The organism is Rothia sp. LK2492 (genome assembly GCF_040946345.1).
Taxonomy (GTDB): domain Bacteria; phylum Actinomycetota; class Actinomycetes; order Actinomycetales; family Micrococcaceae; genus Rothia; species Rothia endophytica.
Genome location: NZ_JAYWLX010000006.1, coordinates 58,913 through 84,131, shown reverse-complemented (window position 1 = coordinate 84,131; position 25,219 = coordinate 58,913). Strand labels below are relative to the sequence as shown.

Annotated in this window: 22 protein-coding genes; all 22 read right to left on the bottom strand. The window is 55.4% G+C overall.

What is annotated here, in order from left to right:
* Position 1: 1 nt before the first annotated feature.
* A complete protein-coding gene (gene carB / locus VVR27_RS08315; protein ID WP_368547923.1) occupies positions 2 to 3,310 on the bottom strand; it encodes a carbamoyl-phosphate synthase large subunit in 3,309 nt (1,102 codons plus the stop codon).
* 9 nt (positions 3,311 to 3,319) lie between these two features.
* The gene (gene carA / locus VVR27_RS08310) at positions 3,320 to 4,483 is read right to left on the bottom strand and encodes a glutamine-hydrolyzing carbamoyl-phosphate synthase small subunit (RefSeq protein WP_368547922.1); all 1,164 of its coding nucleotides are present in this window, start codon (positions 4,481 to 4,483) and stop codon (positions 3,320 to 3,322) included.
* Between the two features lie 61 nt (positions 4,484 to 4,544).
* A complete protein-coding gene (locus tag VVR27_RS08305; RefSeq protein WP_368547921.1) occupies positions 4,545 to 5,069 on the bottom strand; it encodes a hypothetical protein in 525 nt (174 codons plus the stop codon).
* Between the two features lie 18 nt (positions 5,070 to 5,087).
* Positions 5,088 to 6,407: a dihydroorotase gene (locus tag VVR27_RS08300; protein ID WP_368547920.1), complete on the bottom strand. Its 1,320-nt coding sequence runs from the start codon at positions 6,405 to 6,407 to the stop codon at positions 5,088 to 5,090.
* 27 nt (positions 6,408 to 6,434) lie between these two features.
* Complete coding sequence (locus tag VVR27_RS08295; protein ID WP_368547919.1) at positions 6,435 to 7,418, bottom strand: aspartate carbamoyltransferase catalytic subunit; 984 nt, start codon at positions 7,416 to 7,418, stop codon at positions 6,435 to 6,437.
* Positions 7,418 to 8,017, bottom strand: coding sequence for a bifunctional pyr operon transcriptional regulator/uracil phosphoribosyltransferase PyrR (gene pyrR / locus VVR27_RS08290; RefSeq protein WP_346873085.1), 600 nt, complete (start codon positions 8,015 to 8,017; stop codon positions 7,418 to 7,420). Before pyrR ends, VVR27_RS08295 begins: the two co-directional genes overlap by 1 nt.
* A 185-nt stretch (positions 8,018 to 8,202) precedes the next feature.
* Positions 8,203 to 8,613 (bottom strand): transcription antitermination factor NusB, encoded by a 411-nt coding sequence (gene nusB / locus VVR27_RS08285; RefSeq protein WP_237203650.1) that lies wholly within the window; start codon positions 8,611 to 8,613, stop codon positions 8,203 to 8,205.
* Positions 8,613 to 9,176 (bottom strand): elongation factor P, encoded by a 564-nt coding sequence (gene efp / locus VVR27_RS08280; protein ID WP_251380131.1) that lies wholly within the window; start codon positions 9,174 to 9,176, stop codon positions 8,613 to 8,615. The genes nusB and efp overlap by 1 nt, the downstream gene beginning before the upstream one ends.
* 159 nt (positions 9,177 to 9,335) lie before the next feature.
* The gene (aroB, locus tag VVR27_RS08275) at positions 9,336 to 10,430 is read right to left on the bottom strand and encodes a 3-dehydroquinate synthase (protein ID WP_368547918.1); all 1,095 of its coding nucleotides are present in this window, start codon (positions 10,428 to 10,430) and stop codon (positions 9,336 to 9,338) included.
* Entirely contained in the window at positions 10,427 to 11,047 is a 621-nt protein-coding gene (locus VVR27_RS08270; protein WP_368547917.1) for a shikimate kinase, read from the bottom strand. The genes aroB and VVR27_RS08270 overlap by 4 nt, the downstream gene beginning before the upstream one ends.
* A 3-nt stretch (positions 11,048 to 11,050) precedes the next feature.
* Positions 11,051 to 12,265 carry a chorismate synthase gene (aroC, locus tag VVR27_RS08265; protein WP_368547916.1) on the bottom strand — a complete coding sequence of 405 codons (1,215 nt, stop codon included), beginning with the start codon at positions 12,263 to 12,265 and terminating at the stop codon, positions 11,051 to 11,053.
* A 91-nt stretch (positions 12,266 to 12,356) separates the two neighbouring features.
* Complete coding sequence (locus VVR27_RS08260) at positions 12,357 to 13,292, bottom strand: shikimate dehydrogenase (protein ID WP_368547915.1); 936 nt, start codon at positions 13,290 to 13,292, stop codon at positions 12,357 to 12,359.
* A complete protein-coding gene (gene mltG, locus VVR27_RS08255) occupies positions 13,293 to 14,519 on the bottom strand; it encodes an endolytic transglycosylase MltG (protein WP_368547914.1) in 1,227 nt (408 codons plus the stop codon).
* Complete coding sequence (ruvX, locus tag VVR27_RS08250) at positions 14,512 to 15,030, bottom strand: Holliday junction resolvase RuvX (RefSeq protein ID WP_368547913.1); 519 nt, start codon at positions 15,028 to 15,030, stop codon at positions 14,512 to 14,514. The genes mltG and ruvX overlap by 8 nt, the downstream gene beginning before the upstream one ends.
* Positions 15,031 to 15,058: 28 nt before the next feature.
* On the bottom strand, positions 15,059 to 17,746 hold the full coding sequence (gene alaS, locus VVR27_RS08245) for an alanine--tRNA ligase (RefSeq protein WP_368547912.1): 2,688 nt from the start codon (positions 17,744 to 17,746) through the stop codon (positions 15,059 to 15,061).
* Between the two features lie 45 nt (positions 17,747 to 17,791).
* Positions 17,792 to 18,262, bottom strand: a complete 471-nt coding sequence (locus VVR27_RS08240) for a peptide chain release factor 4 (protein ID WP_368547911.1) — start codon at positions 18,260 to 18,262, stop codon at positions 17,792 to 17,794.
* Positions 18,263 to 18,270: 8 nt separating this feature from the next.
* Positions 18,271 to 18,651: a DUF948 domain-containing protein gene (locus VVR27_RS08235; protein WP_368547909.1), complete on the bottom strand. Its 381-nt coding sequence runs from the start codon at positions 18,649 to 18,651 to the stop codon at positions 18,271 to 18,273.
* A gap of 223 nt (positions 18,652 to 18,874) precedes the next feature.
* A complete protein-coding gene (gene rpsD, locus VVR27_RS08230; RefSeq protein WP_346873094.1) occupies positions 18,875 to 19,507 on the bottom strand; it encodes a 30S ribosomal protein S4 in 633 nt (210 codons plus the stop codon).
* 272 nt (positions 19,508 to 19,779) lie between these two features.
* Positions 19,780 to 21,186 carry a replication-associated recombination protein A gene (locus VVR27_RS08225; RefSeq protein WP_409349946.1) on the bottom strand — a complete coding sequence of 469 codons (1,407 nt, stop codon included), beginning with the start codon at positions 21,184 to 21,186 and terminating at the stop codon, positions 19,780 to 19,782.
* Positions 21,187 to 21,221: 35 nt separating this feature from the next.
* Complete coding sequence (gene dtd / locus VVR27_RS08220; RefSeq protein ID WP_368547908.1) at positions 21,222 to 21,656, bottom strand: D-aminoacyl-tRNA deacylase; 435 nt, start codon at positions 21,654 to 21,656, stop codon at positions 21,222 to 21,224.
* Positions 21,657 to 21,808: 152 nt separating this feature from the next.
* Entirely contained in the window at positions 21,809 to 23,593 is a 1,785-nt protein-coding gene (aspS, locus tag VVR27_RS08215; protein ID WP_346873096.1) for an aspartate--tRNA ligase, read from the bottom strand.
* A 96-nt stretch (positions 23,594 to 23,689) separates the two neighbouring features.
* Positions 23,690 to 25,051: a histidine--tRNA ligase gene (gene hisS, locus VVR27_RS08210; protein WP_368547907.1), complete on the bottom strand. Its 1,362-nt coding sequence runs from the start codon at positions 25,049 to 25,051 to the stop codon at positions 23,690 to 23,692.
* Positions 25,052 to 25,219: the final 168 nt, after the last annotated feature.

Genomic DNA, 25,219 nt, shown 5'->3' with positions numbered 1-25,219 from the left:
CTTAGGCGCTCTCACGCTGAGAAATCGCTTCACGGATCGACGCTCCGTGTTCCTGGAGGCTCATTACTTCCCAGCTATATTCACGCAGTGCGTTGATAGCCTGAACGGCAGCACCAAACTCTGAGACCGTGGTCATGATAGGGCAGCCCACCGAGGTTGCAGCTGCACGAATTTCATAGCCATCGCCTCGCGCCTGACCGCCCGAGGGAGTGTTGAGGATGAGGTTGATTTCACCATCGCGAACCATATCCACAATGGAGCGCTCACCCTTAGCTGTTTCAGCAATCTTTGAAACGACCTGAGCCTTTACCCCGTTGCGACGCAGAACCTCAGCGGTGCCACCGGTTGAGACAATGTCAAAGCCCAGCTGCTGGAGCATCTTTACGTAGATAATGCTGTTGCGTTTGTCGCGGTTAGCAACCGAGACAAAGACTTTGCCTTCGGTGGGCAAGAAGGAACCCACGGACGCTTCAGCCTTAGCAAAAGCGGTATCGAAATGCGGGTCAAGACCCATGACTTCACCTGTTGAGCGCATCTCGGGGCCGAGCAGTGAATCCACGACAACACCTTCCGGTGTGCGGAAACGGCTGAAAGGCAGAACCGCTTCTTTGACGGCGATTGCTGTATCTGCCGGAAGGCTGGCACCGTCCATTGATGTAGGTAGGTAGCCCTCTTCTTTAAGGTGGCTGATGGTTTGACCCGTGCCGATGAGTGCGGCTGCCTTAGCCATCTGGACGCCGGTTGCCTTGGAGACGAACGGAACGGTGCGTGATGCGCGGGGGTTGGCTTCGATGACATAGAGAATATCTGAAGCTACCGCGAACTGAATGTTGATCAGACCGCGAACACCTACGCCGGCTGCAATGCGTTCGGTGGCATCTGCAACCTTGGCAATGATGTCAGGGCTGAGGGTGATAGGTGGCAGGGTGCAGGCAGAGTCGCCCGAGTGAATGCCAGCTTCTTCAATATGTTCCATGACACCGCCGAGGTAAAGCTCGGTGCCGTCATAGAGAGCGTCAACGTCAATTTCAACGGCATCTTCAAGGAACTTATCAATGAGAGCCGGCTGGGAGGGGGAAACTTCAGTCGCATTTTCTAGGTAGCGAGCCAGCTGTTCTTCGCTGTAAACAATCTCCATACCGCGACCGCCCAAAACGTAGGAGGGGCGCACCAGAACCGGGTAGCCGATGTCATCAGCGATTCGCTTGGCGTTCTCAAAGGTCGAGGCGGTGCCGTTTTTAGGTGAGATAAGACCGGCGTTTTCCAGGACTCGCGAAAATTCACCGCGGTCTTCGGCGAGGTCAATAGCCTCGGGTGAGGTGCCTAGAATCGGAATTCCGGCTGCCTTGAGTTCCTGCGCGAGCTTCAGCGGGGTCTGCCCACCGAGCTGCACAAAGACGCCCATCAGTCCACCGGTGCGGCGTTCCGCTTCAACAACTTCAAGTACATCTTCCAGGGTGAGAGGCTCAAAGTAGAGCCGGGTTGAGATATCGTAGTCGGTTGAAACTGTCTCAGGGTTACAGTTGACCATAACGGTCTCGTAACCGGCTTCGCGCAACACCATCGAAGCGTGCACACAGGAGTAGTCGAACTCGATGCCCTGACCGATACGGTTGGGCCCAGAACCCAGAATCATGATGGAGGGCTTCTCGTGGTGTGCGACCTCATCCTCCATGTCATAGGAGGAATAGTGGTAGGGAGTAAATGCCTCAAACTCGGCTGCACAGGTATCCACGGTCTTGAAGACGGGGCGAATATCCAGTGCGTGGCGAATACCGCGCACCACAGCCTCGTCCATGTTGAGAATCTCGCCAATCTGGGCATCAGAGAAACCGTGTCGTTTCGCCAGGCGTAGGGACTCCTCATTGAGGTTTTTAGAAGCAGCAATTTCGCCGGCTACCTCGTTGAGTAGCACCAGCTGGTCGAGGAACCAAGGGTCAATTTTGGTTGCCTCAAACATCTGCTCAACGGTAGCTCCCGCAAGAAGTGCCCGCTGTACCTGGTGAATACGGTCCGTAGTGGCAGTCTTAGACTTCTCAATGAGGTCACCCAACTCCTCTGCTGACAACTCAGGGTTAGCGTAGGAGAAGGCTCCACCCTTCTGCTCCAGGGAGCGCATAGCCTTCTGCAGTGCCTCGGTAAAGTTTCGACCCAGAGCCATAGCCTCACCCACGGACTTCATAGTGGTGGTCAGCGTGGGGTCAGCTGCGGGGAACTTCTCAAAGGCGAAGCGAGGAACCTTGACTACAACGTAGTCGAGGGTAGGTTCAAAGGACGCCGGGGTCTTCTGGGTGATGTCGTTGGGGATTTCGTCCAGGGTGTAGCCCAAAGAAAGCTTGGTGGCGATCTTTGCAATCGGGAAACCTGTTGCCTTGGACGCCAGCGCCGATGAACGGGATACTCGGGGGTTCATCTCAATGACGATAACGCGCCCGGTGGCCGGATCAACTGCGAACTGAATGTTACAGCCACCGGTGTCGACGCCAACTTCGCGGATTACGTTAATAGAAATGTCGCGAAGTTTCTGGTATTCGCGGTCCGTGAGGGTGAGTGCCGGGGCAACGGTGATGGAGTCACCGGTGTGCACACCAACGGGGTCGAAGTTTTCGATAGAGCAAACGACCACTACGTTGTCGTTCTTGTCTCGCATCATTTCAAGTTCGTATTCTTTCCAGCCCAAAATAGATTCTTCGAGCAGAACCTCGCTGGTGGGGCTGTACTGAATACCGGCACCGGCGATACGGTGGAGGTCTTCCTCGTTGTAGGCCATACCTGAGCCCAGGCCACCCATGGTGAAGGACGGGCGCACCACCATGGGGTAGCCAAGGATCTTGGCAGCCTCTAGGGCTTCATCCATGGTGTGAACGATGACTGACTTGGCAGACTCGCCGCCAGCACGTTCAACAACGCCCTTGAAGGCTTCACGGTCTTCGCCGAGGTTAATTGCCTCGATGTTAGCGCCAATGAGTTCGACCTTGTACTTCTCTAATATTCCCTCCTCGTCGAGAGCAATCGCAGCATTGAGGGCGGTCTGTCCACCCAGGGTAGGGAGAATCGCATCCGGCTTTTCCTTAGCGATAATCTTTTCAATCACTTCGGTAGTAATCGGCTCGATGTAGGTCGCATCAGCAAACTCGGGGTCCGTCATAATGGTAGCCGGGTTGGAGTTAACCAGGATGACGCGAACGCCTTCCTCCTTGAGAACTCGCAGAGCCTGGGTGCCGGAGTAATCGAATTCGGCAGCCTGACCAATAACGATGGGGCCAGAACCAATAACGAGAATAGAGTTGAGATCTTGACGTTTGGGCATGGTTCTTCCTTAGTTCTTCTTCGCAAGCATGAGGTCAATAAAACGGTCAAAGAGGTAGGCTGCGTCGTGAGGACCAGCGGCTGCCTCTGGGTGGTACTGCACAGAGAAAGCTGGGATATCTAGGCAGCGTAACCCTTCAACTACCTGGTCGTTGAGACCGATGTGTGAAACTTCAACCCTGCCGAACTCAGCGTGGGGGGCTTCAACTGCGCCGTCCAGGGGTGCATCCACAGCAAAGCCGTGGTTCTGGGCGGTAATTTCGACTTTACCGGTGGTACGATCCATAACCGGCTGGTTGATACCCCGGTGACCGAAGGGAAGCTTGTAGGTTCCAAAGCCTAGGGCTCGACCCAGCAACTGGTTGCCGAAGCAGATACCGAAGAAGGGGGTACCGGTGCGCAGGACGCTCTGAAGCAAGGCAACCTGGTCGTCAGCGGTCGACGGGTCACCGGGGCCGTTGGAAAAGAAGACCCCATCCGGCTGGTAGGACTTAATGTCCTCTAGGGTGGCAGTTGCCGGTAAGACGTGTACGCGCACGCCTCGTTCAGCAAAACGCTTGGGGGTCATGGCTTTGATGCCCAAATCCAGGGCAACCAGGGTTGCTTTAGGCTCCCCCTCCCAGCCCTGGTCGGCTGGTTCGATGGTGTAAGCCTGATTGATGGATACCGTATCAGCCAGTTTCTGCCCCTGCATCTGGGCACTCGCCTTGACCTTTTCCACCAGTGTCTCGGTTGATGCGAGAGCCTCTTTGCCGGTAAAGATACCGGCACGCATAGCTCCTGCGCTCCGCAGGTGGCGGGTCAGTGCACGGGTGTCGATACCTTGAATGCCAACAATTCCCTGCTCCACAAGCTCCTGATCTAGGGTGCGCTCAGAGCGCCAATTAGAGGCTCGACGTGCGGCATCTCTCACAGCGTAGCCTGAAACCCAAATCTTACGAGATTCGGCATCTTCTTCATTGACACCTGTGTTGCCGATGTGGGGCGCAGTCTGTACCACAATCTGGCCCGCGTATGAGGGGTCAGTTAGGGTTTCTTGATAACCTGTCATACCGGTGGAGAATACTGCTTCACCGAGGGTACTTCCGGTAGCTCCGTAGCTCTGGCCGCGGAACACTGTGCCGTCCTCTAATACGAGAACCGCTACACGCTCGCTAGATGCTAACTGGGTCATTCACGTACTTCCTGTCGTAGGTTGGTCGGGTGTAGGGGTTTAGCCCCAAAGATTTATAGATTTAGGCAGAAGGTGCCGGTAGCTCTTCTAATGCCTGGGGTGCAATCTGCTGAATAGTGTCAAGAACAGTCTTTTTATCGGCTGCAAAACGGGTGCGGAATCCGGTATCAACGGGCGTGCCGTTGAGATCCCAGGACAGCATCACGAGACCGTTTTTCTCCACGAACTTACCGGCCATGCCGGCCTCTGTTCGCACCGCAATGATGTCGCTGGCTGGAACCCAGAGGTCCTGAGCGCCATCTCTAGCGATAACTACAGCGTCTTCGAAGATAAAGAGAGTGCCGGCTGCCTTAACACCGAGAGTGTTAGTAGCGATACGGTCCAACCAGTCCCCCATACGGGTGGTGGCAATGTAAACACCGGGGACCGCAAGCAGGCTTTCGGTGTCCTCGTATCGGTCAGGGACAGGAGTAAGAACCCCCGTGCCTTTCTGACGTTTTTGACGCCCCTGCCAGCCAGCCCACATGCCCCAAAAAATTAGGGCACAGAGCAGTACTAGAAGAGATAGGGGTAGGAGTCTGTCCACGAATCTACCTTAGATTCCCTAGTTGCCAGCGTGGACCACGGGAGTGGTCAGCTTGCCGTCTTTAACCACCGGGTGACCCCCATAGAAGGTTGCCACGACGGCACCCGGGACTTCCAAACCCCGGTAGGGGTTGTTTTTGCCCTTGGTCGCTTGAGCCTGTGGGTCAATGGTGCGAGTCGCGGCGGGGTCAACTAAAACCAGGTTGGCTGGTTCACCGGTTTCCAGTGGACGCCCCTGCCCCGTTGCCAGGCCGATTTCAGCCGGTTTAGTGCTCATGATACGAGCCACATCAGCCCAGGAAATAAGCCCGGTATCAACCAGAGTTTTCTGGACAATCGATAGAGCCTGTTCTAGCCCGGTCATACCATTGGCAGCACACGCCCACTCGCAATCTTTGGATTCGGTGGGGTGAGGCGCATGATCGGTGCCGATAATATCGATTATTCCGTCCGCAATAGCCTGACGCAGAGCCATCACATCTTCTTCAGTGCGTAGGGGCGGGTTGACCTTATAGACAGGGTCGTAGGTGCGCACGAGTTCATCGGTCAGTAGCAGGTGGTGGGGGGTTGCCTCAGCGGTAACGTCAATACCGCGTTCTTTGGCCCACCGAACGATCTCAACCGATCCCTTAGTGGAAAGGTGGCAAATATGCAGACGTGAACCCACATGCTCCGCCAATAAAACATCCCTGGCAATAATCGACTCTTCTGCCACAGCAGGCCAGCCGGCAAGGCCAAGCTCTGCAGAGACTTTGCCTTCGTTCATCTGAGCGCCCTCGGTTAGACGGGGCTCCTGGGCATGCTGGGCAACAACACCGTTGAAAGTTTTGACGTATTCAAGGGCTCGGCGCATGAGGGCCGGGTCCCACACGCACATGCCATCATCAGAGAATACTCGCACTTTGGCGCGAGATTCTGCCATAGCTCCAATCTCAGACAGGCGCTCACCGGCGAGACCTGTAGTAACGGCACCGATGGGCTGCACCTCGGTCCAACCTGACTTCCTGCCCAGCTCGTAAACCTGTTCAACCACACCGGCAGTGTCGGCTACCGGGTTGGAATTAGCCATAGCAAATACAGCGGTGTAACCGCCCAGTGCCGCAGCACGGCTACCGGTTTCTACGGTCTCAGCATCTTCTAAGCCTGGCTCCCGCAAATGGGTGTGTAGATCAACGAGACCGGGCAGAGCAATAAGACCCTTAGCATCAATGATGTCTGCTTCAGACGATGACACGTCAGCCCCTACTTCAGTAATCAGACCGTCACGAATGAGGATGTCCGCCTCGCGTTCGCCCAGCAGTGAAGCGCCCTTGATTAGATAGGTAGATGATTTAGTCACGGTGTTCTCTTTTCTTCATTCTCACGTTTAGGCGCCAGGGTAAAAGTCGGTTGCTTTGCCACCGGTCATCAGGAGGTAGAGCGCTGCCATGCGCACAGAAACCCCGTTAGTGACCTGTCGTAGTACCCATGAACGGTCTGAGTCAGCTGCTTCAGCGCTAATTTCTAAACCGCGGTTCATTGGTCCAGGGTGAAGCACAGCGGTCTCATGCTCCGCTGCATCCAGACGAGCAAAGCGCTCTGGTGTCAGTCCCCACAGTCTGGAGTATTCCTCACTGCTGGGGAAGAAGGCGTTATGCATGCGCTCTTTTTGGATGCGTAGCATCATGACAGCATCAACCCCAGATTCAATGGCTTCATCGAAGTCATAGAAAATTTCGCAGGGCCAGTCTTCTGTTTCTACCGGTAAAAGAGTGGGTGGAGCGACGAACTTAACCTGCGCCCCGAGAGTTGTCAGAAGCCAGAGGTTAGAACGCGCCACCCTAGAATGCAGGATGTCGCCCACTATAGCGACGCGCATCCCCTCAAGAGTGAGCCCCCTGGTTTCGGCCCCCGTGATTTGAGCACGGAACTGGCGCAGGGTCATAGCGTCAAGCAGTGCCTGGGTAGGGTGGGCATGGGTTCCATCGCCGGCGTTGAGAACAGGAACATCAATCCACCCAGCCTCAGCTAGACGCTGAGGAGCACCAGAAGCGCTATGCCTAATTACAACAGCATCTGCATTGATTGCAGCCAGGGTCTGAGCAGTATCTTTAAGCGATTCACCTTTAGAAACAGATGAACCTTTAGCTGAGAAGTTAATGATGTCAGCTGACAGCCGCTTCTCTGCCGCTTCAAAGGAAAGGCGGGTTCGGGTGGAGTCCTCAAAGAAGAGGTTGACCACGGTACGGCCCTGAAGAACCGGCAATTTTTTTACTTCACGGTGACCAATTTCACCCATGTAGTCGGCTGTATCAAGGATGTTCAGAGCATCAGCCAGGCTGAGGTCTTTAGTATCGAGCAAATGACGCATTAGAGCTGTTCCCCTGTACCTTCAACCGGCTGAATAATAACCACCTGATCGGCTACACCGTCAATGGGTTCCAGGAGAACTTTGACCGATTCATCTGAGTTAGTGGGTAGGTTTTTGCCTACGTGATCCGCCCTGATAGGCAGTTGGCGGTGGCCCCTATCAACGAGAACCGCCAGGCGCACGCAGGCGGGGCGTCCGTAATCCTGCAAAGCATCAAGAGCTGCACGAATAGTACGACCTGAGAAAAGCACATCATCAATCAGGTAAACGTTCTTACCATCAAGACCAAGGGGTGGCAGATGTGTAGGTTCGAGGGTTCGCCCTGGCTTAGAACGTAAATCATCACGATACATTGTTATATCGAGCTGACCCAGCGACATTGCCGGGCTGAAGGATGCATCAGTATCAGAGATTTTTTGGGCTAGTCGCTGTGCTAGCGGGTAACCGCGGCGCGGTATACCCAAGATGACCAGGTTCTGGGCACCCCTATTAGCCTCAAGAATTTCATGCGCTATCCGAGTTAGCGCGCGGTCGATGTCGGCAGACTCCAGAATCACACGTCGTGACGCTGCTGAAGACACACTTCTGGTATCGCTCATTGGTTGCCGGCCTCCTTCCCCGCCTCACAGGACGGACTTAAAGGTTGCTGTCGTAGACCAAACTTATCACGGGCGTCTCTCTTCACACAAAGTGTTGCTCGCTGTATAAAACACCACGTCACACCTTGAGGAGTATTAAGACACAAAAAGTGCCGCACCGAAAAAGGTGCGGCACTCATGATTAGTTAAGCAAGGAGAGTTGGTTTAACCTGGCGCAGTCGGTCTAGCAGACCGTTGACGAACTTGGGTGAGTCGTCGGTGGAGAGCATGCGTGCCAAACCAGTTGCTTCTGAGATGGCAACGGCATCAGGAATCTCATCGTTGAAGAGCAGTTCCCAAGCACCAATCAGTAGAACAATACGGTCCACGCTGGGCATACGGTCCATGGTCCAGTCCTGTGAGTATGTCTCAATGTACTCACGGATTTCCTCTTCACGGTCACGAACCCCTCGAACAATCTGCTCAGAGTAGAGGGATATTTGCGCTGAGGTGTGAAGCCTGCGACTGGTGAGAACGTCAATTACGCCCTCACCGCGCTGTTCAGCCTCAAAAAGAACCTCTAGCGCGCGAAGTCTAGCTTTAGTTCTTGAATTCATTAGTCGTTAACGCGACCGAGGTAATCGCCGGTGCGGGTATCAACTTTAACCTTGGTGCCGGTCTCTAGGAAAAGAGGGACCTGAATTTCAGCACCGGTTTCAACGGTTGCGGGCTTGGTACCACCGGTTGAGCGGTCGCCCTGCAGTCCGGGTTCGGTGTAGGTGATTTCGAGAACGACTGAGGCGGGAAGCTCAATGTAGAGAGGCGAGCCTTCATGCATTGCGATAGTTGCAGTCTGGTTCTCCAGCATGAACTTAGCGGCATCGCCAACAACAGTCTCTGAAACGTTAATCTGGTCGTAGGTCTTCATATCCATGAACACGTAGTCGGTACCATCCTGGTAGAGGTACTGGTAGTCAGAGCGATCAACGGTTGCAGTTTCGATTTTTGCGCCAGCGTTGAAAGTCTTATCAACTACCTTGCCGGAGGTTATGTTACGCATCTTGGTGCGCACGAATGCGCCACCCTTACCGGGCTTCACGTGCTGAAACTCGATGATGGACCAGAGGTTGCCATCAATCTTGAGAACAACACCGTTCTTGATATCTGCGGTAGTAGCCAACAGACTCTCCTCACAATAAATTTTCAATAAGCATGGGGTAAACCGTGGTCAAGTCTACCTGCTCACTTCCCTGCTCGCTTCAATCAGAGGTGAGTTTTTCACCTCAGAGCTGTTCCCCTACTACAGATACGCTAATCGCCTTGCGGGTGCAACCTATTTCTACTCAGCTATTTCTTGGTAGGTTGCAAAAAGGATTGACTCATCAGGTACTTCATAGATGCGGGGCTTACCCAGACCTTCCAGCACAACAAACCTCAGCAGGTTACCGCGAGTTTTCTTGTCACGACGCATCGTTTCAAGAAGCTTGCTCCAGCGATCTGCCGGGTAGCTGACCGGTAACCCTAACGACTCGCAGATGGCCCGTGTACGGTCCACCGTGGCTTCGTCCAGGTAACCGGCTGCCAGAGACAGCTCCGCTGCAAAGACCATGCCCACAGCAACCGCGGCACCGTGTCGCCACTGGTAGCGCTCGGCATGTTCGATAGCGTGGCCCAGCGTGTGACCGTAGTTCAAGAACTCCCTACGACCGCTCTCTTTAAGGTCTTCAGAGACAACATCAGCTTTTACACTGATAGACCGTTCGATCAGCTCGCGAACCACTAGAGACTGAGAATCCCTTATTTTCTCGGGGTTATCTTCAATCAGTTTCAGGATCTCTGGGTCAGCAATAAACCCACATTTGACGACCTCAGCCATGCCGGTGAGCAGTTCGTTTTCAGGCAGGGTCCTTAGCACACCCAATTCGCAGAGAACAGCAGCGGGCGGGTAAAAGGCGCCCACCAGGTTCTTGCCCTCAGCGGTATTGATGCCTGTTTTACCGCCTACTGCAGCGTCCACCATGCCTAGGAGTGTAGTGGGGATATGAATAACCCTGATCCCCCTGAGCCAGGTGGCTGCAACGAAACCCGCGACATCGCTCACGGACCCGCCACCCACTGAAATAATGGCATCGGTGCGGGTGAAATCGTTCTGCCCCAGTACCTGCCAGCAGAAGGCGGCAACCTGAATATGTTTGCCCTCCTCAGCGTCTGGAATTTCTGCTGAAAAGGCTTCAAAACCAGCCTTGCGCATATCTTCCATCACGAGCTCACCGGTCGACCGCAGAGCACGCGGGTGGATCACCAAAATACGCTGGGTGCGCTGGCCTAAGATACCCGGGATTTCTCCCAGCAAATTATGCCCTACCAGCACATCGTAATTTTCTGATGCTTGGCTGCCGGTCACGCTGATGCGGGTGCTGGCCTCTGTGCTCATACCTGCCCTTTTCTTGATCGAAGGATAAAGTTCTGAATTTCAGCCGCCATATCTGAGATACTGCGACCACCCCTGGCGTCCAAAGTGTAGCTAGCCAGTTCTTCAAAGCGCTCACGACGAGCTTCAAAAATTTCCGACCATTTTTCAATTGGATTGGGTTGCAAAAGCGGGCGTGCCCGCCCGTGGATAATACGCGGTGCAACGGTTTCTGCATCAACCTTGATGTAAATAACCGTTTCTTCCCGCAGAAGCTCCGCCGTTTCAGGCGCCATAGGAGCTCCCCCACCCAAAGAGAAAATAGTGTTCCTTCTGGACGGGGACGTCAGGACCTCACGAATAACTTCAGCCTCGATGCGCCTAAACTCATCTTCGCCGAAGTCAGTGAAGATTTGAGAAACTTCACCGTATTTATCAACGATGAGGTGATCAGAGTCAATGAACTCATAACCATAAAAGCGCGCGAGGTGCGTACCGATGTAGGATTTACCGGCTGCCATAGGACCGATAATAACCACCGGTCGGGATTTCTCGATGTAGGTTTCTTGCACCTCGCGCACCTGGTTGGGCGCAAGCCCTCCGGTCATATCGATCGCGTGTTCACGGGATCGGGGGGTCATGGTTTAGCTGTCCCATCCAGCCACGTTAGACTCCCAGGCTAGAGACTCAGGGATAGCTGATAGGTAGGACTCCATGTTGCGGCGGGTCTCAGCGATATTGTCGCCACCGAACTTTTCAAGAGCCGCGTCAGCCAGCACCAGAGCCACCATAGCTTCGGCAACCACGCCTGCAGCAGGAACAGCACAAACGTCTGAGCGCTGGTGGTGGGCTGTAGCTGCCTCACCCGTTGAAGTGTCGATAGTAGAAAGTGCCTTGGGTACGGTAGCGATTGGCTTCATGGCAGCGCGTACGCGCAGAAGGTCACCAATGCTCATACCACCTTCGATGCCACCGGCACGATTTGACTGGCGGATGACGCCATTCTCACCCGGCACAATTTCGTCGTGAGCGCGGGTTCCGGGGCGGGCAGCGGTGAGGAAACCGTCGCCAACTTCAACGCCCTTGATTGCCTGAATACCCATGAGCGCTGCAGCCAGACGAGCATCGAGTCGCCGATCCCAGTGGACGTAAGAACCTAGGCCCGGGGGCATACCGTAGGCAAGAACCTCGACCACGCCACCCAGTGTTTCTCCGTCTTTGTGGGCACGGTCGATGGTCTCAACCATGGCATCACTGGTTTCCTTATCGAAGCAACGAAGTGGGTCAGCATCCAGGTATTCACGGTCCGAAGGGAGCGGACGCGGCGCGTCCACGGGTGCAGCCACCTCAGCGATAGCGGTGGTATGGCTCACCAGCGAGATGCCAAGTGCCTTCAACATTTGAGAGGCAACGACGCCCAGAGCAACACGGGTTGCGGTTTCGCGGGCTGAAGCGCGCTCCAGTACGGGGCGGGACTCAGCGAAGCCATACTTTTGCATACCGGCGAAATCGGCGTGGCCGGGGCGCGGGCGCGTCAGCGCAGCATTACGGGCACGGCCTTCGATCAGGGAAGGGTCAACAGTGTCAGATGACATCACATCTGACCACTTGGGCCACTCGGTATTAGCAATTTCAAGGGCAACCGGGCCGCCCTGGGTCGTCCCATGACGGACGCCGCCAAGAATGCGTACACGGTCCTCTTCGAATTTCATGCGGGCACCACGGCCGTACCCCAGCCGTCGGCGGGCCAGAGCGTCACTTACCATAGCGCTGGTGAGCTCGACTCCAGCTGGTACACCCTCGATGATTCCTACCAGTGCCTCACCGTGTGATTCACCGGCTGATAGCCAACGTAGCATCTGCCACCTTCATTCGTCTGTCGTATGTATTGCTTCTAAGATTTTCAAACTTAACCGGTTGGCGCAAACCGGGGCCGTTATATGGGACTTTTTAGGTGCAAATTAGCTTGAGGGGATCCCAGACCATCTGCGGTGAAACCTTAGCTGGAGGTAGTCCAACGGAACTACGCATCGCCTCTATCACCTTATCTTCGCTCGGTAACCGCTCTTCTAAACTACGCCCCGTGAATAGCTTTACCTGGTCAACGGCCTGATACATTAGCATTTCTAGGCCAGAGGTTACCTTTCCACCTCTTTCTTGCCAGAGCTGAGCAAGAGATGAGGGCCAAGGATCATAGGTGACGTCGAGCAGAATTCCCAGTTGCGTCTTCTGGGACGAGGTGGTATCAGACATGAGGTGGTCAGCCGCCCCGGCTGGCAGAGTACAAATATTTACCTCGTAGAGTGAACACTGGTGAGAAAAAGCTTCTAAAGGCTCAAACTGCACAGTGACGCCTAGCCTCTTAGCTGTTTCCACAACACTTTGAGCACGAGCAGGATTTCGCACAAAAACGTCTACCCTCTTAAGCCCCAAGTAGGCTAAAGCGGCGAGGGCCGCGGTCGCAGTGCCTCCCCCGCCAACAATTGCTCCGGCCCGCAATTCTGCCGGGGCACCAGCGGTCTTCAGGGCATTCACGATTCCTGAGACATCGGTATTGTGCCCCCAAATGCTCCACCCTTTGACTCCCTCCCTCCAGTAAACCGTGTTGACTACACCGACTGCCAGGGCAAAGGGAGTTAGCTCGTCCAGGTAGTCTAGGATGGCTGTTTTGAGTGGCATGGTCACAGAGAAACCACAGGTGTCATCGTGGGGACCGTGCTGGGCAAAAACTGCAGGCAGATCTTCCCCCTGAGTTTCTTTACGCTGGTAATCAATAGGTTCGCCCAGGGCATTGTAAGCAGCGCGGTGGAGGAGCGGAGACTTGCTATGGCTAATGGGAGACCCCAAGACAAACGCCTTGGGGCCCACACCTGATAGAAGGGTCATTTACTGGCACACATTCTTGTTATTTGCACAGAACTCATCGTAAACTTCCACATTCTCCAGATGCTCTTCATACGTTTCAGCAAAGAGCGTCTCACCGGTGAAGAGGTCCACAGTCACCCAGAAGTAGTAGTCATTCTTCTCGGGGTTAGCAGCAGCCTTGATAGCGGCTTCACCGGGTGAACCGATCGGGCCCTCAGGCAATCCCTTGTAGTAGAAAGTGTTGTACTTGTTCGAGGAGTCCGCTTTCTGCTCATTGGAAATGTGGTAGCTCTTAATCCCTAGGCCGTAGGCCACGGTGGCGTCAGACTGCAGATAGCCAGATGTCTCACCGTCTGGGTTATTCATGCGGTTTTCAATAGCGCCGGCGATGGGTGCGTAGTCTTTCTCGATACCTTCAAACTCTAGGATGGAGGCAACAGTCAGTACATGGAAAATACGGTCGTCACCGGTCACTCCATTAGCCTCAAGCTGTTCCTTGGTTTGATCAACCATGGTCTGCAGAATCTCTTCGGCGGTAGCATCCTTGGGGAAGCGATATTCACCGGGGTACAAGAAACCCTCAATCGTTGGGAAGTTAGAAGGAATACCAAAGACATCAGGTGAATTACCCAGAGACTCAAATTCACCGGCACTGATACCTGTGCCCTTTGCCAGGGCGTCAAATGTTTCGTCCATACGCCAGGTGCGGGAAACAGCAACATAATTGGTGTTCGCCTCATCCAGGTTAAGTAGCTCGTTGAGAGCAGCAGAGCTACTCATCTCCTTTTGAAGCTCGTACTCCCCTGGCTGGAAAAACTGATCAGAAGTTGTCTCCGAGTAGACTTCCAAGAACCTGCCGGCATTAGCGATAACTCCCTGTTCTTCCAGAGAGTTAGCGATACCAATATTCGAAGAGCCTTCAGCAATAGTGAAGGTGACGGTGGTCCCGTTCCCCTCGCCGCTGTAATCTTTTCTTTCAAACCATCCCAGGCGAGGAGAAATAATTGCCACGACCATTACCAGCGCAACGGCAAAGACGAGTGCAGCCGAAGTAACAGCATTGCGGCTACGGCGTTTTACGCGCTGACGTTCTTCTGAAGTAACTTCATCCTGCTCAACCTCAATCCCCATGAAACCATCGTGGGCAGTTTCGGAGGATCGCCCAAGGATACCCCCCAAATCGGTTTGATGATCTCTGGTGGGTAGTGAGGGGCGCGGCGGGCGGTTAGAACTCGAGTTTTCAGACATTCGGGTTCTCCGTTTCGTCGTTATATACGGTTGAGTCTTGTGAGTTGAGAGATCCCTTTGGGTCCACCCGGTAGCCAGCTAGTTGTTGTCCGGCTTTGATGGTATCTAAGGCTGACTGCAGGATGTTGACCGCAGCTACTTGATCAACCATCGTCTTGAAGTCCCGAGATGATACCCCGGCCTCGTGCAGCGCTCGATGAGCGCTCACCGTAGTCAGTCTTTCATCGATGAGCCATATGGGAGTTAGTCGGTCTTCCGCGGCTAGCTCAACAGCAAGCTGCTCTGCATAGTCGCGCGCCATCACAGTGGATGGGCTTTCCCCACCTTTCATGGTGCGCGGCAGGCCCACGAAAACCTCGGTTACTTCGTGAACCTCAATGAGTTTCATCAGCACTCTGCGGTCGGAATCCTTCTTAAGATCCCGACGCAGAGTTTTCAGAGGCGTCGCAAGAATCCCATCTGGATCGCACAGGGCCAGGCCGACGCGGGCATTACCCACGTCGACTCCCATACGACGGCCCCTAGTAAAACTCACGAGGTTAGGACCCAAGCTCTGTGATTGCTGAGCGGATTGCCGTGAAGGCGGCATCAATCTTGGAGGCATCCTGCCCGCCACCTTGAGCGACATCGTCCTTACCTCCGCCGCCGCCACCGAGTATACCGGCAGCAATACGTACCAGCGCACCGGCCTTAACGCCGGCATCGCGGGCAGCCTGGTTGGTAGCAACCAGAATCACGGGGCGGTCATTATTGACGCCGGCTACAGCAACAGTTGCCGCATCTTCACCCAGGCGTGAGCGAAGGTCAAGGGCTAGGTCACGAACGCCGTTAGCATCAAGTTCACCGGCATTGTGCAAGAGAGTGCGCACGCCGCCCAGCATTTCTGCGGACTCGGTGAGTCTGCCGGCCTCTGCCTGCAACTTTTCCTTGCGAAGCTTAGTCAGTTCCTTCTCAGCTTCCTTCAGCTTAGCCAGAGTCTGGCTCAACTTTTCGGGGAGGTCTGCTGAGGACTGGACCTTCATCATGCCGGTCAACTGATTGACTAGGGTGCGTTCAGCTGCCAGGTGATTGAAAGAGTCCAAACCAACGAGAGCCTCAACGCGGCGGTTGCCCGAACCAACAGACTGCTCGGTGAGCAAGGTCAGTGAGCCAATCTGAGCGGTCGAACCAACGTGGGTACCACCGCACAGTTCGCGAGAGAACTCCCCGCCCATTTCAACCACGCGCACGGAATCGCCGTACTTTTCACCGAAGAGCATGGTGGCGCCCAGGTTCTTAGCCTCATCCAGTGACATTTCTCGGGTGATGGTCTCAAAGTTATCGCGGATTGCGGTGTTGGCGACCTCTTCTACCTCATGCCTAGCAGCATCTGATAGGCCTTCACCCCAGGCAAAGTCAAAGCGCAGGTAGCCCTCCTTGTTATAGGAGCCGCGCTGGGTTGCCTCATTACCGAGCACCTGGTGCAAAGCCGCGTGGATAATGTGCGTGCCAGAGTGAGCTTTTTCGCCATCAGCACGGCGCTGCACATCGACCTGAGCCACAACAGCGGTGCCAGCGACTACCTCGCCCTCACGCACGGTGGCGCGGTGAACGGAGAGTCCCTTGACCGGCTGCTGAACATCCGAAACATCAATCACAAAACCATTGCCGGTAATAACACCGGTATCGGCAGCCTGGCCACCAGCTTCAGCATAGAAGGGGGTCTCATCAAGAACGATCTCAACCTGATCCCCCGCACGAGCGGCAGGGACGCTGACTCCGTCCACCAGGATAGCTCGCAGGGTGGTTTCGGTGCGCAGTTCGTTATAACCGGTAAAGATTGAGGGACGCTCATCGACTAGCTCGCGCAAGGCCGAAAGATCAGCGAAGGAACCCTTCTTTGCTTTGGCGTCAGCCTGAGCGCGGTGGCGCTGTTCCTCCATCAAAGAGCGGAACTGTGCCTCGTCAACTTTGACCCCGGCTTCTTCAGCCATTTCCAGGGTCAGATCGATGGGGAAACCATAGGTATCGTGCAGGGCAAAAGCGTCTGCACCAGACACCTCGCCCTTGCCAGCGCTCTTAGCAATCTTGACAGCTTCTTCAAGGCGCTCAGTGCCTGACTCGATAGTTTTCAGGAAGGCCTTTTCCTCTGCATAGGCAATGCGGGAAATACGTTCGAAGTCTTCAGCAACCACGGGGTAAGCACCAGCCATGGCATCGCGAGAAGCGGGGAAAAGCACGGGTAGGCAGGGATCGGTAACACCCAGCAGGCGCATCGCGCGGATGGCGCGGCGCATCAGACGGCGCAGGATGTAACCGCGGCCTTCGTTGGAGGGAGTTACACCATCGGCGATGAGCATGAGAGATGAGCGGATGTGGTCGGCAACCACGCGCATACGCACATCGTTGATATAACCCTCATCTTCAGCGTTTTCTGAGCCGTGGTACTTTTTACCGGAAAGCTTAGAGGCTGCATCGAGCACGGGGCGCACCTGGTCAGTTTCGTAGAAGTTTTCTACCCCCTGCAGCAGCATAGCCAGACGCTCTACACCCAGACCGGTATCGATGTTCTTCTTGGGAAGATCGCCCAAAATTTCGAAGCTGTCCTTGCCGGTGCCTTCACCGCGCTGGTACTGCATAAAAACCAGGTTCCAGATTTCGATGTAGCGATCATCGTCTGCAGCAGGGCCGCCTTCTTTACCGTATTCCGGGCCGCGGTCGTAGAAGATTTCAGAATCAGGGCCCGCGGGGCCGGGCTGACCGGTAGACCAGTAGTTCTCAGCCATACCCATTTTCTGGATACGCTCGGCGGGGAACTTCACATCGTTGACCCAGATATCGTAGGCTTCCTCGTCCCCCTCGTAGACAGTAACCCAGAGACGGTCAGCATCTAGACCATAGCCGCCGTCTTGAACTGAGGAGGTTAGCAGCTCGTAGGCCCAGGGAATAACCTCTTTCTTGAAGTAGTCACCAAACGAGAAATTACCGGCCATCTGAAAGAAGGTTCCGTGGCGGGCGGTCTTACCGACCTCTTCAATATCCAGGGTGCGGATACACTTCTGGACGCTGGTTGCGCGGGAGAAGCTGGGGGTTTCGCGCCCCAGGAAGTAAGGAATAAAGGGCACCATACCGGCGATAGTAAACATTGCGCCGGGCTCGTTTGATACCAGCGAAGCTGAGGGAACTACGGTGTGCCCGCGCTTCTCGAAAAATTCGATCCAGCGCTTTGAGATTTCCTGTGAAAGCATCGAAGCTGTTTTCCTAACGTTCGTTACCTAAAATGATGAATAAGTTTATGAGAAGAAGTCTGTGCCGAGATCGGCGTCTCGTGCCAGACGCCTCTTACGGGCATCAGCTTCAGGTTCGGGTGCGGGGCTTAGCGAACCCTCCAAAACACCGTCGCTGCCATAGGTCTCAATGCGTCGGTTGGAGTCTTGGCCCTGCTCCCAGGTATCGATTGAGCCCGGACGTGTTTCTTGTTTTTGTTCTTCAAAACGCTGCTTGAGCTCGGCTTCTTTTTCATCCATGCCAGCTTTGACGTTAGCGGCGAAGCGCACGAGATTCAGCGCCGAGGCCTTGAAAGGAGCCCCATATTTGGAGTCAAAAAATTGAGCCACAGCTGCATCCTTACCGACAAAATTTTGCAGAGCACGCTCAGAGCGCAGCGTTAACTCTGCTGATTGACCAGATACCTTCTCTTGGGAGCGAGAAGCTAAATAGCCAGCAGCAGCGCCACCGGCAATGAGCAGAGCGTTCTTCCACAAGGACACTTTTACTCAGCCTCCGGGTGGCGAGGCTGGCTAGCTGGCCCATCGCCTTTAACAGCTTTACGTAACCCGTGAGAGAAGGAGGCCACTTTAATCAGCGGCTGACCTACGGTTGAGGTTACCAAGGATGAGAGCGCTGAGACGTTAGCTGAGGCATCAGAAACATTGCTTGTAATGCTATCGACCTTATCCAGCTGAGCATTAGTGCTAGCAACCGTTTTGGTTACCTCACCAATGAGGGGTGTGGTTTCGTTGTTCAGGCTTCTGATGGTGAGCGTAAGTTCGTCAAAAACCTTACCCAGTTTCAGGATGGGTAACGCCAGCAAGGCAACTAGTACAGCAAAAACACCTGCTGCTATGAGACCTGCTATGTCTGCACCACTCACGGGCACCTCTTTCTCGACTGGCTAACTGCTCTCAAAAGAGCACGAATTGATAACAATACTACTTGACCTATGGCGAGAAGCGTTATTTTTTGGTGCTCCCAAAAGGTATGTCCCCATCACATCACCCAAGGTTTAGTTTCACTTCTGCAAACCAATTACTGGTAAACCTCACAAAAAAGGCCCGCACCACAGCTGAGTGGTACGGACCTCTAGAAGCTATTGCTTATGCAAGGCGTGAGTAGTATTCAACAACCAGCTGCTCTTCGCAGATGACGGGAATTTCTTCGCGCTTGGGTGCACGCTCAAGCTTAGCGTGGAGCTTCTCGATCTCAACGTTCAGGTAAGGAGGAGTATTGGGCAGAACATCCTGGTGTGCGCCGGTGGCTGCAACCTGGAAGGGTGCCATCTTCTCGCTCTTGGGGTGAACGTGGATCAGCTGGCCGGGCTTGACACGGAATGAGGGGCGGTCAACGCGAACGCCATCAACCATGATGTGACGGTGAACGACTGCCTGGCGAGCCTGAGCGATGGTGCGGGTGAAACCTGAGCGCAGGACAAGTGCGTCGAGGCGGGTTTCGAGGATTTCGACCAGGTTCTTACCGGTCTGACCCTCAATGCGCTTAGCTTCGAGGTAAACGCGACGCATCTGAGCTTCACGGATGTTGTACTGTGCGCGCAGACGCTGCTTTTCCTTCAGCTGTACTGCATAGTTCGAGTCAGCCTTCTTACGGGCGCGACCGTGCTGGCCGGGGCCGTAAGGGCGACGCTCGAAGTACTTTTCTGCCTTGGGGGTCAGTGCAATGCCGAGTGCACGTGACTGGCGCACGGTACGGCGGGTACGGTTGTGGTTTGCCACAGCTGTTACCTTTCATTAGCGGTTAGTTCCTCCTGCGTGGAAGGAACCATTTGTTCTGTTGTCTTGGCCTCCGGTAACCACCCACGGTTTGGGTGGTGGAGAGTTGCGAGCAGCCGCACTCAAACAACTACGATCTACCCGGTGATCAGGTTTCTTTTCAGAAGCCCGCGTTTTGGGTAGCCTGCCAGACCGTACTAACTGTACCTCACGCCTTTACCCTCTGCTACGAGCTCTTCACTTGTGTTGTTGTGTTCTTGCTGACCCCGGAGTCCCTACCGCTCATTTTTGCCCAGAATTTGATTGATGGCGTCCAGACGATCTTTGAGCGCGCGTTCGTGGCCAAAGGACGTGGGTGCATAGTACCGAGTGCCACCGAGAGTGTCAGGCAGATAGGACTGAGCGGCGACACCGTTCGATTCATGGTGGGGGTAAATATAGCCACGCCCGTGCCCCAGTTGGCTTGCGCCGGGGTAATGGGCATCTCGCAGGTGAAGGGGGACCACACCCGCATTACCGTTTTTGACATCAGCTATGGCCGAGTCAATCGCCGATATGACCGCATTTGACTTAGGTGCTGTAGCTAGGTGAATGGTGGCCTGAGCCAGGTTAATCCTCGACTCGGGTAGACCCACTAGTTGGACGGCTTGAGCCGCGTTGACAGCAGCGGTTAGTGCGCTCGGATCTGCCATGCCGATGTCCTCACTGGCATGAATGATGAGCCGCCGCGCAATAAAACGCGGGTCCTCACCAGCCACAATCATGCGCGCTAGGTAATGCAGGGCCGCATCGGGGTCTGAACCACGAATTGATTTGATGAAGGCACTGGTGACGTCGTAGTGCTGGTCCCCATTTCGGTCATAGCGCAGTGCACTCTGATTGAGTGCCTGCTCAGCGTGCTCGATGGTGAGCTTTAATGGTTTCTGGACGCTGTAGTCCCGGTTCTCGGCCTCGGCCTGCCCAAAAGCCTGGGCGGCAGCAGCCTCTAGGCTGGTCAGAGCCTTGCGGGCATCGCCCATAGCCAGCTTTACTAGGTGATCTTTCGCGTCAGCTTCGAGAGTGAGGGTTCCACTAAAACCGCGCGGGTCCCTCAAAGCCCTGTCCAGCAGATCAGCAATATCCCCATCAGTCAGACCCTGCAAGGTCAGCAGAATGGAGCGGGAGAGCAGGGGCGATATGACGCTGAAGGAGGGGTTCTCCGTGGTGGCTGCAATGAGAACTACCCAACGGTTCTCAACCCCCGGTAGCAGGGCATCCTGTTGAGCCTTGGTAAAGCGGTGAATCTCGTCCAAGAACAAAATGGTGGTGATACCGCGGTAGTCTCTGTCTTCAAGCGCCTGTTCCATGACCGCGCGGACGTCTTTGACCCCCGCAGTGATTGCAGAGAGTTCAACGAACTTGCGGCCAACGCCACGAGCTATCACGTTAGCTAGGGTTGTTTTGCCGGTACCGGGTGGACCCCAGAGAATGACGGAAGATGGCCCACCTGGACCCGCGGACTCCCCCGCTAGAACCCGCAAAGGTGAGCCCGCCTTAAGCAAGTGACTCTGCCCCACCACCTCGTCCAGAGTTCGAGGTCGCATGCGCACAGCTAGCGGAGCTCGTTCGCGGCGGGTCAGGTTGCCCTGGGACTCGTTGCCGTCATCGGGCTGGTCGTTGAACGTAAAAAGGGAGCTATCCACGGCGTCCTCATATCTGCTGTTGGCTGCTGGTGTGGCTACAGCTGGTCGGTATCAAGAATAAGGGTCACAGGGCCATCGTTGGTGAGACTTACCTGCATCTGGGCACCGAAGACACCCGTCTCGACTTTGAGCCCTAGGGCCCGTAAAGCCTCAACATAGCTATTAAAAAGGGGCTCAGATACCGGGGCTGGGGCAGCTTTAGACCATGAGGGGCGCCGCCCTTTCTTGGAATCAGCGTAGAGGGTGAACTGGCTGACCGCCAGCACCGGGGCACCAGTATCCAGACAAGAGACCTCGCCCTCTAGAAGCCTAAGCTGGGCGGTTTTCTCAGCAAGTTTCTGCACCTGTGCCTCGCCGTCATCGTGGGTGATACCCACTAATGCCAGCAAGCCTGGCCGGTCGATAGAGCCTACCGTTTGCCCATCAACGGTCACTGCTGCTGAGGTGACTCTTTGAAGAACTACGCGCATTATTCCCCTGCCTTTGACTCTGCCTTACTCCCCTATTTTGTCATGTTCTACCACCCCGGTCTTCTTATATGGTTAAAGAAAGAAGCGCCGTCCCGGCATCTTGTGAGAAAGAGCAGGGGCAGCGCCTCTTTGTGGGGCTTAAAGCCTAGAAGTTACTTAGCTTCAGCTTTCTTAGCCTCAGGTTTGAAGTCAACGCCGGCTTCCTTGCGCTGCTGCGCGGTGATGGGCGCAGGAGCAGCGGTGAGCGGGTCAAAGCCGCCACCGGTCTTGGGGAAGGCGATGACGTCGCGGATTGAGTCGGTGCCGCCGATGAGCTGCAGAACGCGGTCCCAACCGAAGGCAATGCCACCCATAGGGGGTGCTCCAAAGCTGAAGGCCTCGAGGAGGAAGCCGAACTTCTCGGCAGCTTCTTCTTCGCTGATACCCATGACCTTGAAGACACGTTCCTGGACGTCCTTCTGGTGGATACGAATTGAGCCGCCGCCGATTTCGTTACCGTTGCAGACGATGTCGTAGGCGTAGGCTAGAGCCTCACCGGTGACCTCTTCCTGGTCAAAGGTGTCAAGGTACTCGGGTTTGGGCGAGGTGAAGGCGTGGTGCACTGCGGTCCACTTGGAGGAGCCCAGCGCCACATCGCCGGAGGCGGTGGCGTCTGCTGCTGACTCGAAGAGGGGTGCATCTACAACCCAGACGAAGGACCAGGTGCCATCCTTGATGAGGCCGGTGCGGTGACCAATTTCAACGCGGGCAGCACCCAGCAGAGCACGCGAGGACTTGGCGTCCCCTGCGGCAAAGAAGATGCAGTCGCCGGGCTTAGCGCCGGTTGCCGCTGCCAGGCCGGCGCGCTCTTCTTCAGTGATGTTCTTGGCAACGGGGCCGGTCAGCTCGCCGTCCTCCTGAATCAACACGTAGGCAAGACCCTTAGCGCCGCGCTGCTTGGCCCATTCCTGCCAGGCGTCCAGGGTGCGACGTGCCTGTGAGGCACCACCTGGCATCACCACAGCGCCCACGTAGGGGGCCTTGAAGACGCGGAAGGTGGTGTCTTTGAAGTAGTCGGTCAGCTCGGTCAGCTCGAGACCGAAGCGCAGGTCGGGCTTGTCCGAGCCGTACTTCTCCATGGCATCCTTGTAGGTGATGCGCTCGATGGGGCGGGGAACCTTGACGTCAATTAAGTTCCAGACAGCCTCAACGATACGCTCGCCCAGGTCAATAATGTCTTCCTGGTCTACGAAGGATGCCTCGATGTCCAGCTGGGTGAACTCGGGCTGGCGATCGGCGCGGAAGTCTTCGTCACGGTAGCAACGGGCAAGCTGGTAGTACTTTTCAATGCCGCCCACCTGCAACAGCTGTTTGAAGAGCTGGGGTGACTGGGGCAGTGCATACCAGGAGCCAGGTGCCAGACGTGCCGGGACCAGGAAGTCACGAGCACCTTCGGGGGTTGAACGGGTCAGGGTGGGTGTCTCAACCTCGGTGAATTTCTGACCGTGCAAAACCTCGCGAGCCGCACGGTTAGCCTCTGAACGTAGGCGCATCAAGCGGGCAGGTTCGGGGCGTCGCAGGTCAAGGTAACGGTACTTCAGGCGGGCTTCTTCGCCTACTTCTACGTGCTCATCAATCTGGAAGGGTAGGGGCGCTGCGGTGTTGAGCACCTCAGTTTCCTTGACCATAACCTCGATGTCACCGGTGACCAGGTTGGGATTCTCGTTGCCCTCGGGGCGGCGGGTGACTTCACCCACGACCTTGAGTACGTACTCGTTGCGCAGGTGTTCGAAGTCAGCTTCGTTATGGAAGACCACCTGAGTGACGCCTTCACGGTCTCGCAGGTCTACGAAGGCAACACCACCGTGGTCGCGGCGCCTTGAAACCCAACCAGATAGGGTAACGGTTTCTCCGATGTTCTCAGCGGTTAGCTCGCCAAGGGTGTGAGTGCGTAGCACGCTCTTCCTTTCCATCATCACAGCTGTTTTTCTGTGAAAAGAATTTTATGTCTAAGTATAGGTTGCACCGTGGACTGCGGGACAGCCACGGTGGGTTTAGTGGGAGTCTGCAGGGACGATCCGCACCTGCAGATCCTCTGCCGGAGGCATCCAGTTTTCGGGTGAAGCTTCTCCCTGCTCCCCGGTGCGGATGTCCTTGACCTCGTGCTTGAGGCTGCCATCTTCGTTGGTTGAGGTAAACCACACGAAGGGTATGCCGCGTTTTTCGGCGTACTTAATCTGCTTACCGAACTTAGCTGCGGTTGCTGAGACCTCGCAGGCGATTCCGCGGGCACGCAGCTGATCAGCGACGTCCTGAGCGCCTGACCACATCTCATCGTTGGTCAGGGCGATGAGAACGGCTGAGGGCACCTTGCGGGTAGGAGCGGCGAAGCCCTGGGACAGGATGCGGGATACCACGCGGGTGACGCCAATAGAGAGGCCAACACCGGGGTAGGTTTTCTTTCCGTTGGACGCCAGTGATTCGTAGCGACCACCCGAGCAGATGGAGCCCAGCTGCTCGTGACCCACCAGCACCGTTTCGTAGACGGTACCGGTGTAGTAGTCCAAGCCGCGGGCAATGGAGAGATCAGCAATGACCTTGCCGGGGGCACGACGTGCAGCTTCACCTATCACCTCAGTGAGTTCAGCCAAGCCCTCTTCCATGAGGTCATCGGAGACACCCAAAGCGCGAACCTGGTCGGCGAAAGAAGTATCTTCCGCCCTAATGGAGGCCAAGGACAGCGCAGCCTGAGCCTGCTCGTCCGTCGCACCCAGCTCCTCTTTGAGGAGCTGGGCCACGGCGTCCGGGCCAATCTTTTCTAGCTTGTCGATATTGCGCAGCACTCCCGCAGTATCGGTGAGCCCGATGCCGCGATAGAACCCTTCTGAAAGCTTGCGGTTATTGACGCGCAGTTTGAAGTCAGGGATAGGCAGCTTTGAAAGGGACTCCACAATGATGAGAGCCAGTTCAACGTCATAGCGGAAAGGCAGAGCGCCATCCCCCACTACGTCAATATCGGCCTGAGTGAATTCACGGGCACGACCTTCTTGAGGACGTTCACCGCGCCATACCTTCTGAATCTGATAGCGCATGAAGGGGAAGTTCAGGTAGCCAGCATTTTCCACCACGTAGCGCGCAAACGGTACGGTGAGGTCGAAGTGCAGTGCCAGTTTCTCTTTTTTGGCTGCGCTGCGGGCATCTTCCGCATCATCGAGCAGACGTGAAACCGCGTAGACCTCTTTGTCGATGTCGCCCTTGCGCAGTAGTTGGTCGATGGTCTCAACCGAGCGGGTTTCGATGGAAGAGAAGCCGTGCAGCTCAAAGGTTTCGCGCAGAGTATCGAGAACGTAATTCTCCACCAAACGTTCTTCAGGTAGGTGCTCTGGGAATCCAGAAAGCGATTGCTTGCGAGCCATTAGCTCCCCTCACGTCAACAAAATAGGTACTTGGTGCGCAGCTTTTACCGCACAGTCTTCTTAATACTAAACGGTGAGCACGGAGCACCGGTAATTATAGGCGGGGTCTGCTGCTGAGATACACCACATTACTGCCCACGTAATACCCTGGTGTCCTTTAGATGCTAA

What these genes read in the sequence shown, in the direction of transcription:
- carB (WP_368547923.1), bottom strand. Translation starts at nt 3,310, where the DNA reads ATGCCCAAACGTCAAGATCTCAACTCTATTCTCGTTATTGGTTCTGGC.
- carA (WP_368547922.1), bottom strand. Translation starts at nt 4,483, where the DNA reads ATGACCCAGTTAGCATCTAGCGAGCGTGTAGCGGTTCTCGTATTAGAG.
- VVR27_RS08295 (WP_368547919.1), bottom strand. Translation starts at nt 7,418, where the DNA reads ATGCGTCATTTGCTCGATACTAAAGACCTCAGCCTGGCTGATGCTCTG.
- pyrR (WP_346873085.1), bottom strand. Translation starts at nt 8,017, where the DNA reads ATGAGCGATACCAGAAGTGTGTCTTCAGCAGCGTCACGACGTGTGATT.
- nusB (WP_237203650.1), bottom strand. Translation starts at nt 8,613, where the DNA reads ATGAATTCAAGAACTAAAGCTAGACTTCGCGCGCTAGAGGTTCTTTTT.
- aroB (WP_368547918.1), bottom strand. Translation starts at nt 10,430, where the DNA reads ATGAGCACAGAGGCCAGCACCCGCATCAGCGTGACCGGCAGCCAAGCA.
- VVR27_RS08270 (WP_368547917.1), bottom strand. Translation starts at nt 11,047, where the DNA reads ATGACCCCCCGATCCCGTGAACACGCGATCGATATGACCGGAGGGCTT.
- aroC (WP_368547916.1), bottom strand. Translation starts at nt 12,265, where the DNA reads ATGCTACGTTGGCTATCAGCCGGTGAATCACACGGTGAGGCACTGGTA.
- VVR27_RS08260 (WP_368547915.1), bottom strand. Translation starts at nt 13,292, where the DNA reads ATGACCCTTCTATCAGGTGTGGGCCCCAAGGCGTTTGTCTTGGGGTCT.
- mltG (WP_368547914.1), bottom strand. Translation starts at nt 14,519, where the DNA reads ATGTCTGAAAACTCGAGTTCTAACCGCCCGCCGCGCCCCTCACTACCC.
- ruvX (WP_368547913.1), bottom strand. Translation starts at nt 15,030, where the DNA reads ATGGGAGTCGACGTGGGTAATGCCCGCGTCGGCCTGGCCCTGTGCGAT.
- alaS (WP_368547912.1), bottom strand. Translation starts at nt 17,746, where the DNA reads ATGCTTTCACAGGAAATCTCAAAGCGCTGGATCGAATTTTTCGAGAAG.
- dtd (WP_368547908.1), bottom strand. Translation starts at nt 21,656, where the DNA reads ATGCGCGTAGTTCTTCAAAGAGTCACCTCAGCAGCAGTGACCGTTGAT.
- hisS (WP_368547907.1), bottom strand. Translation starts at nt 25,051, where the DNA reads ATGGCTCGCAAGCAATCGCTTTCTGGATTCCCAGAGCACCTACCTGAA.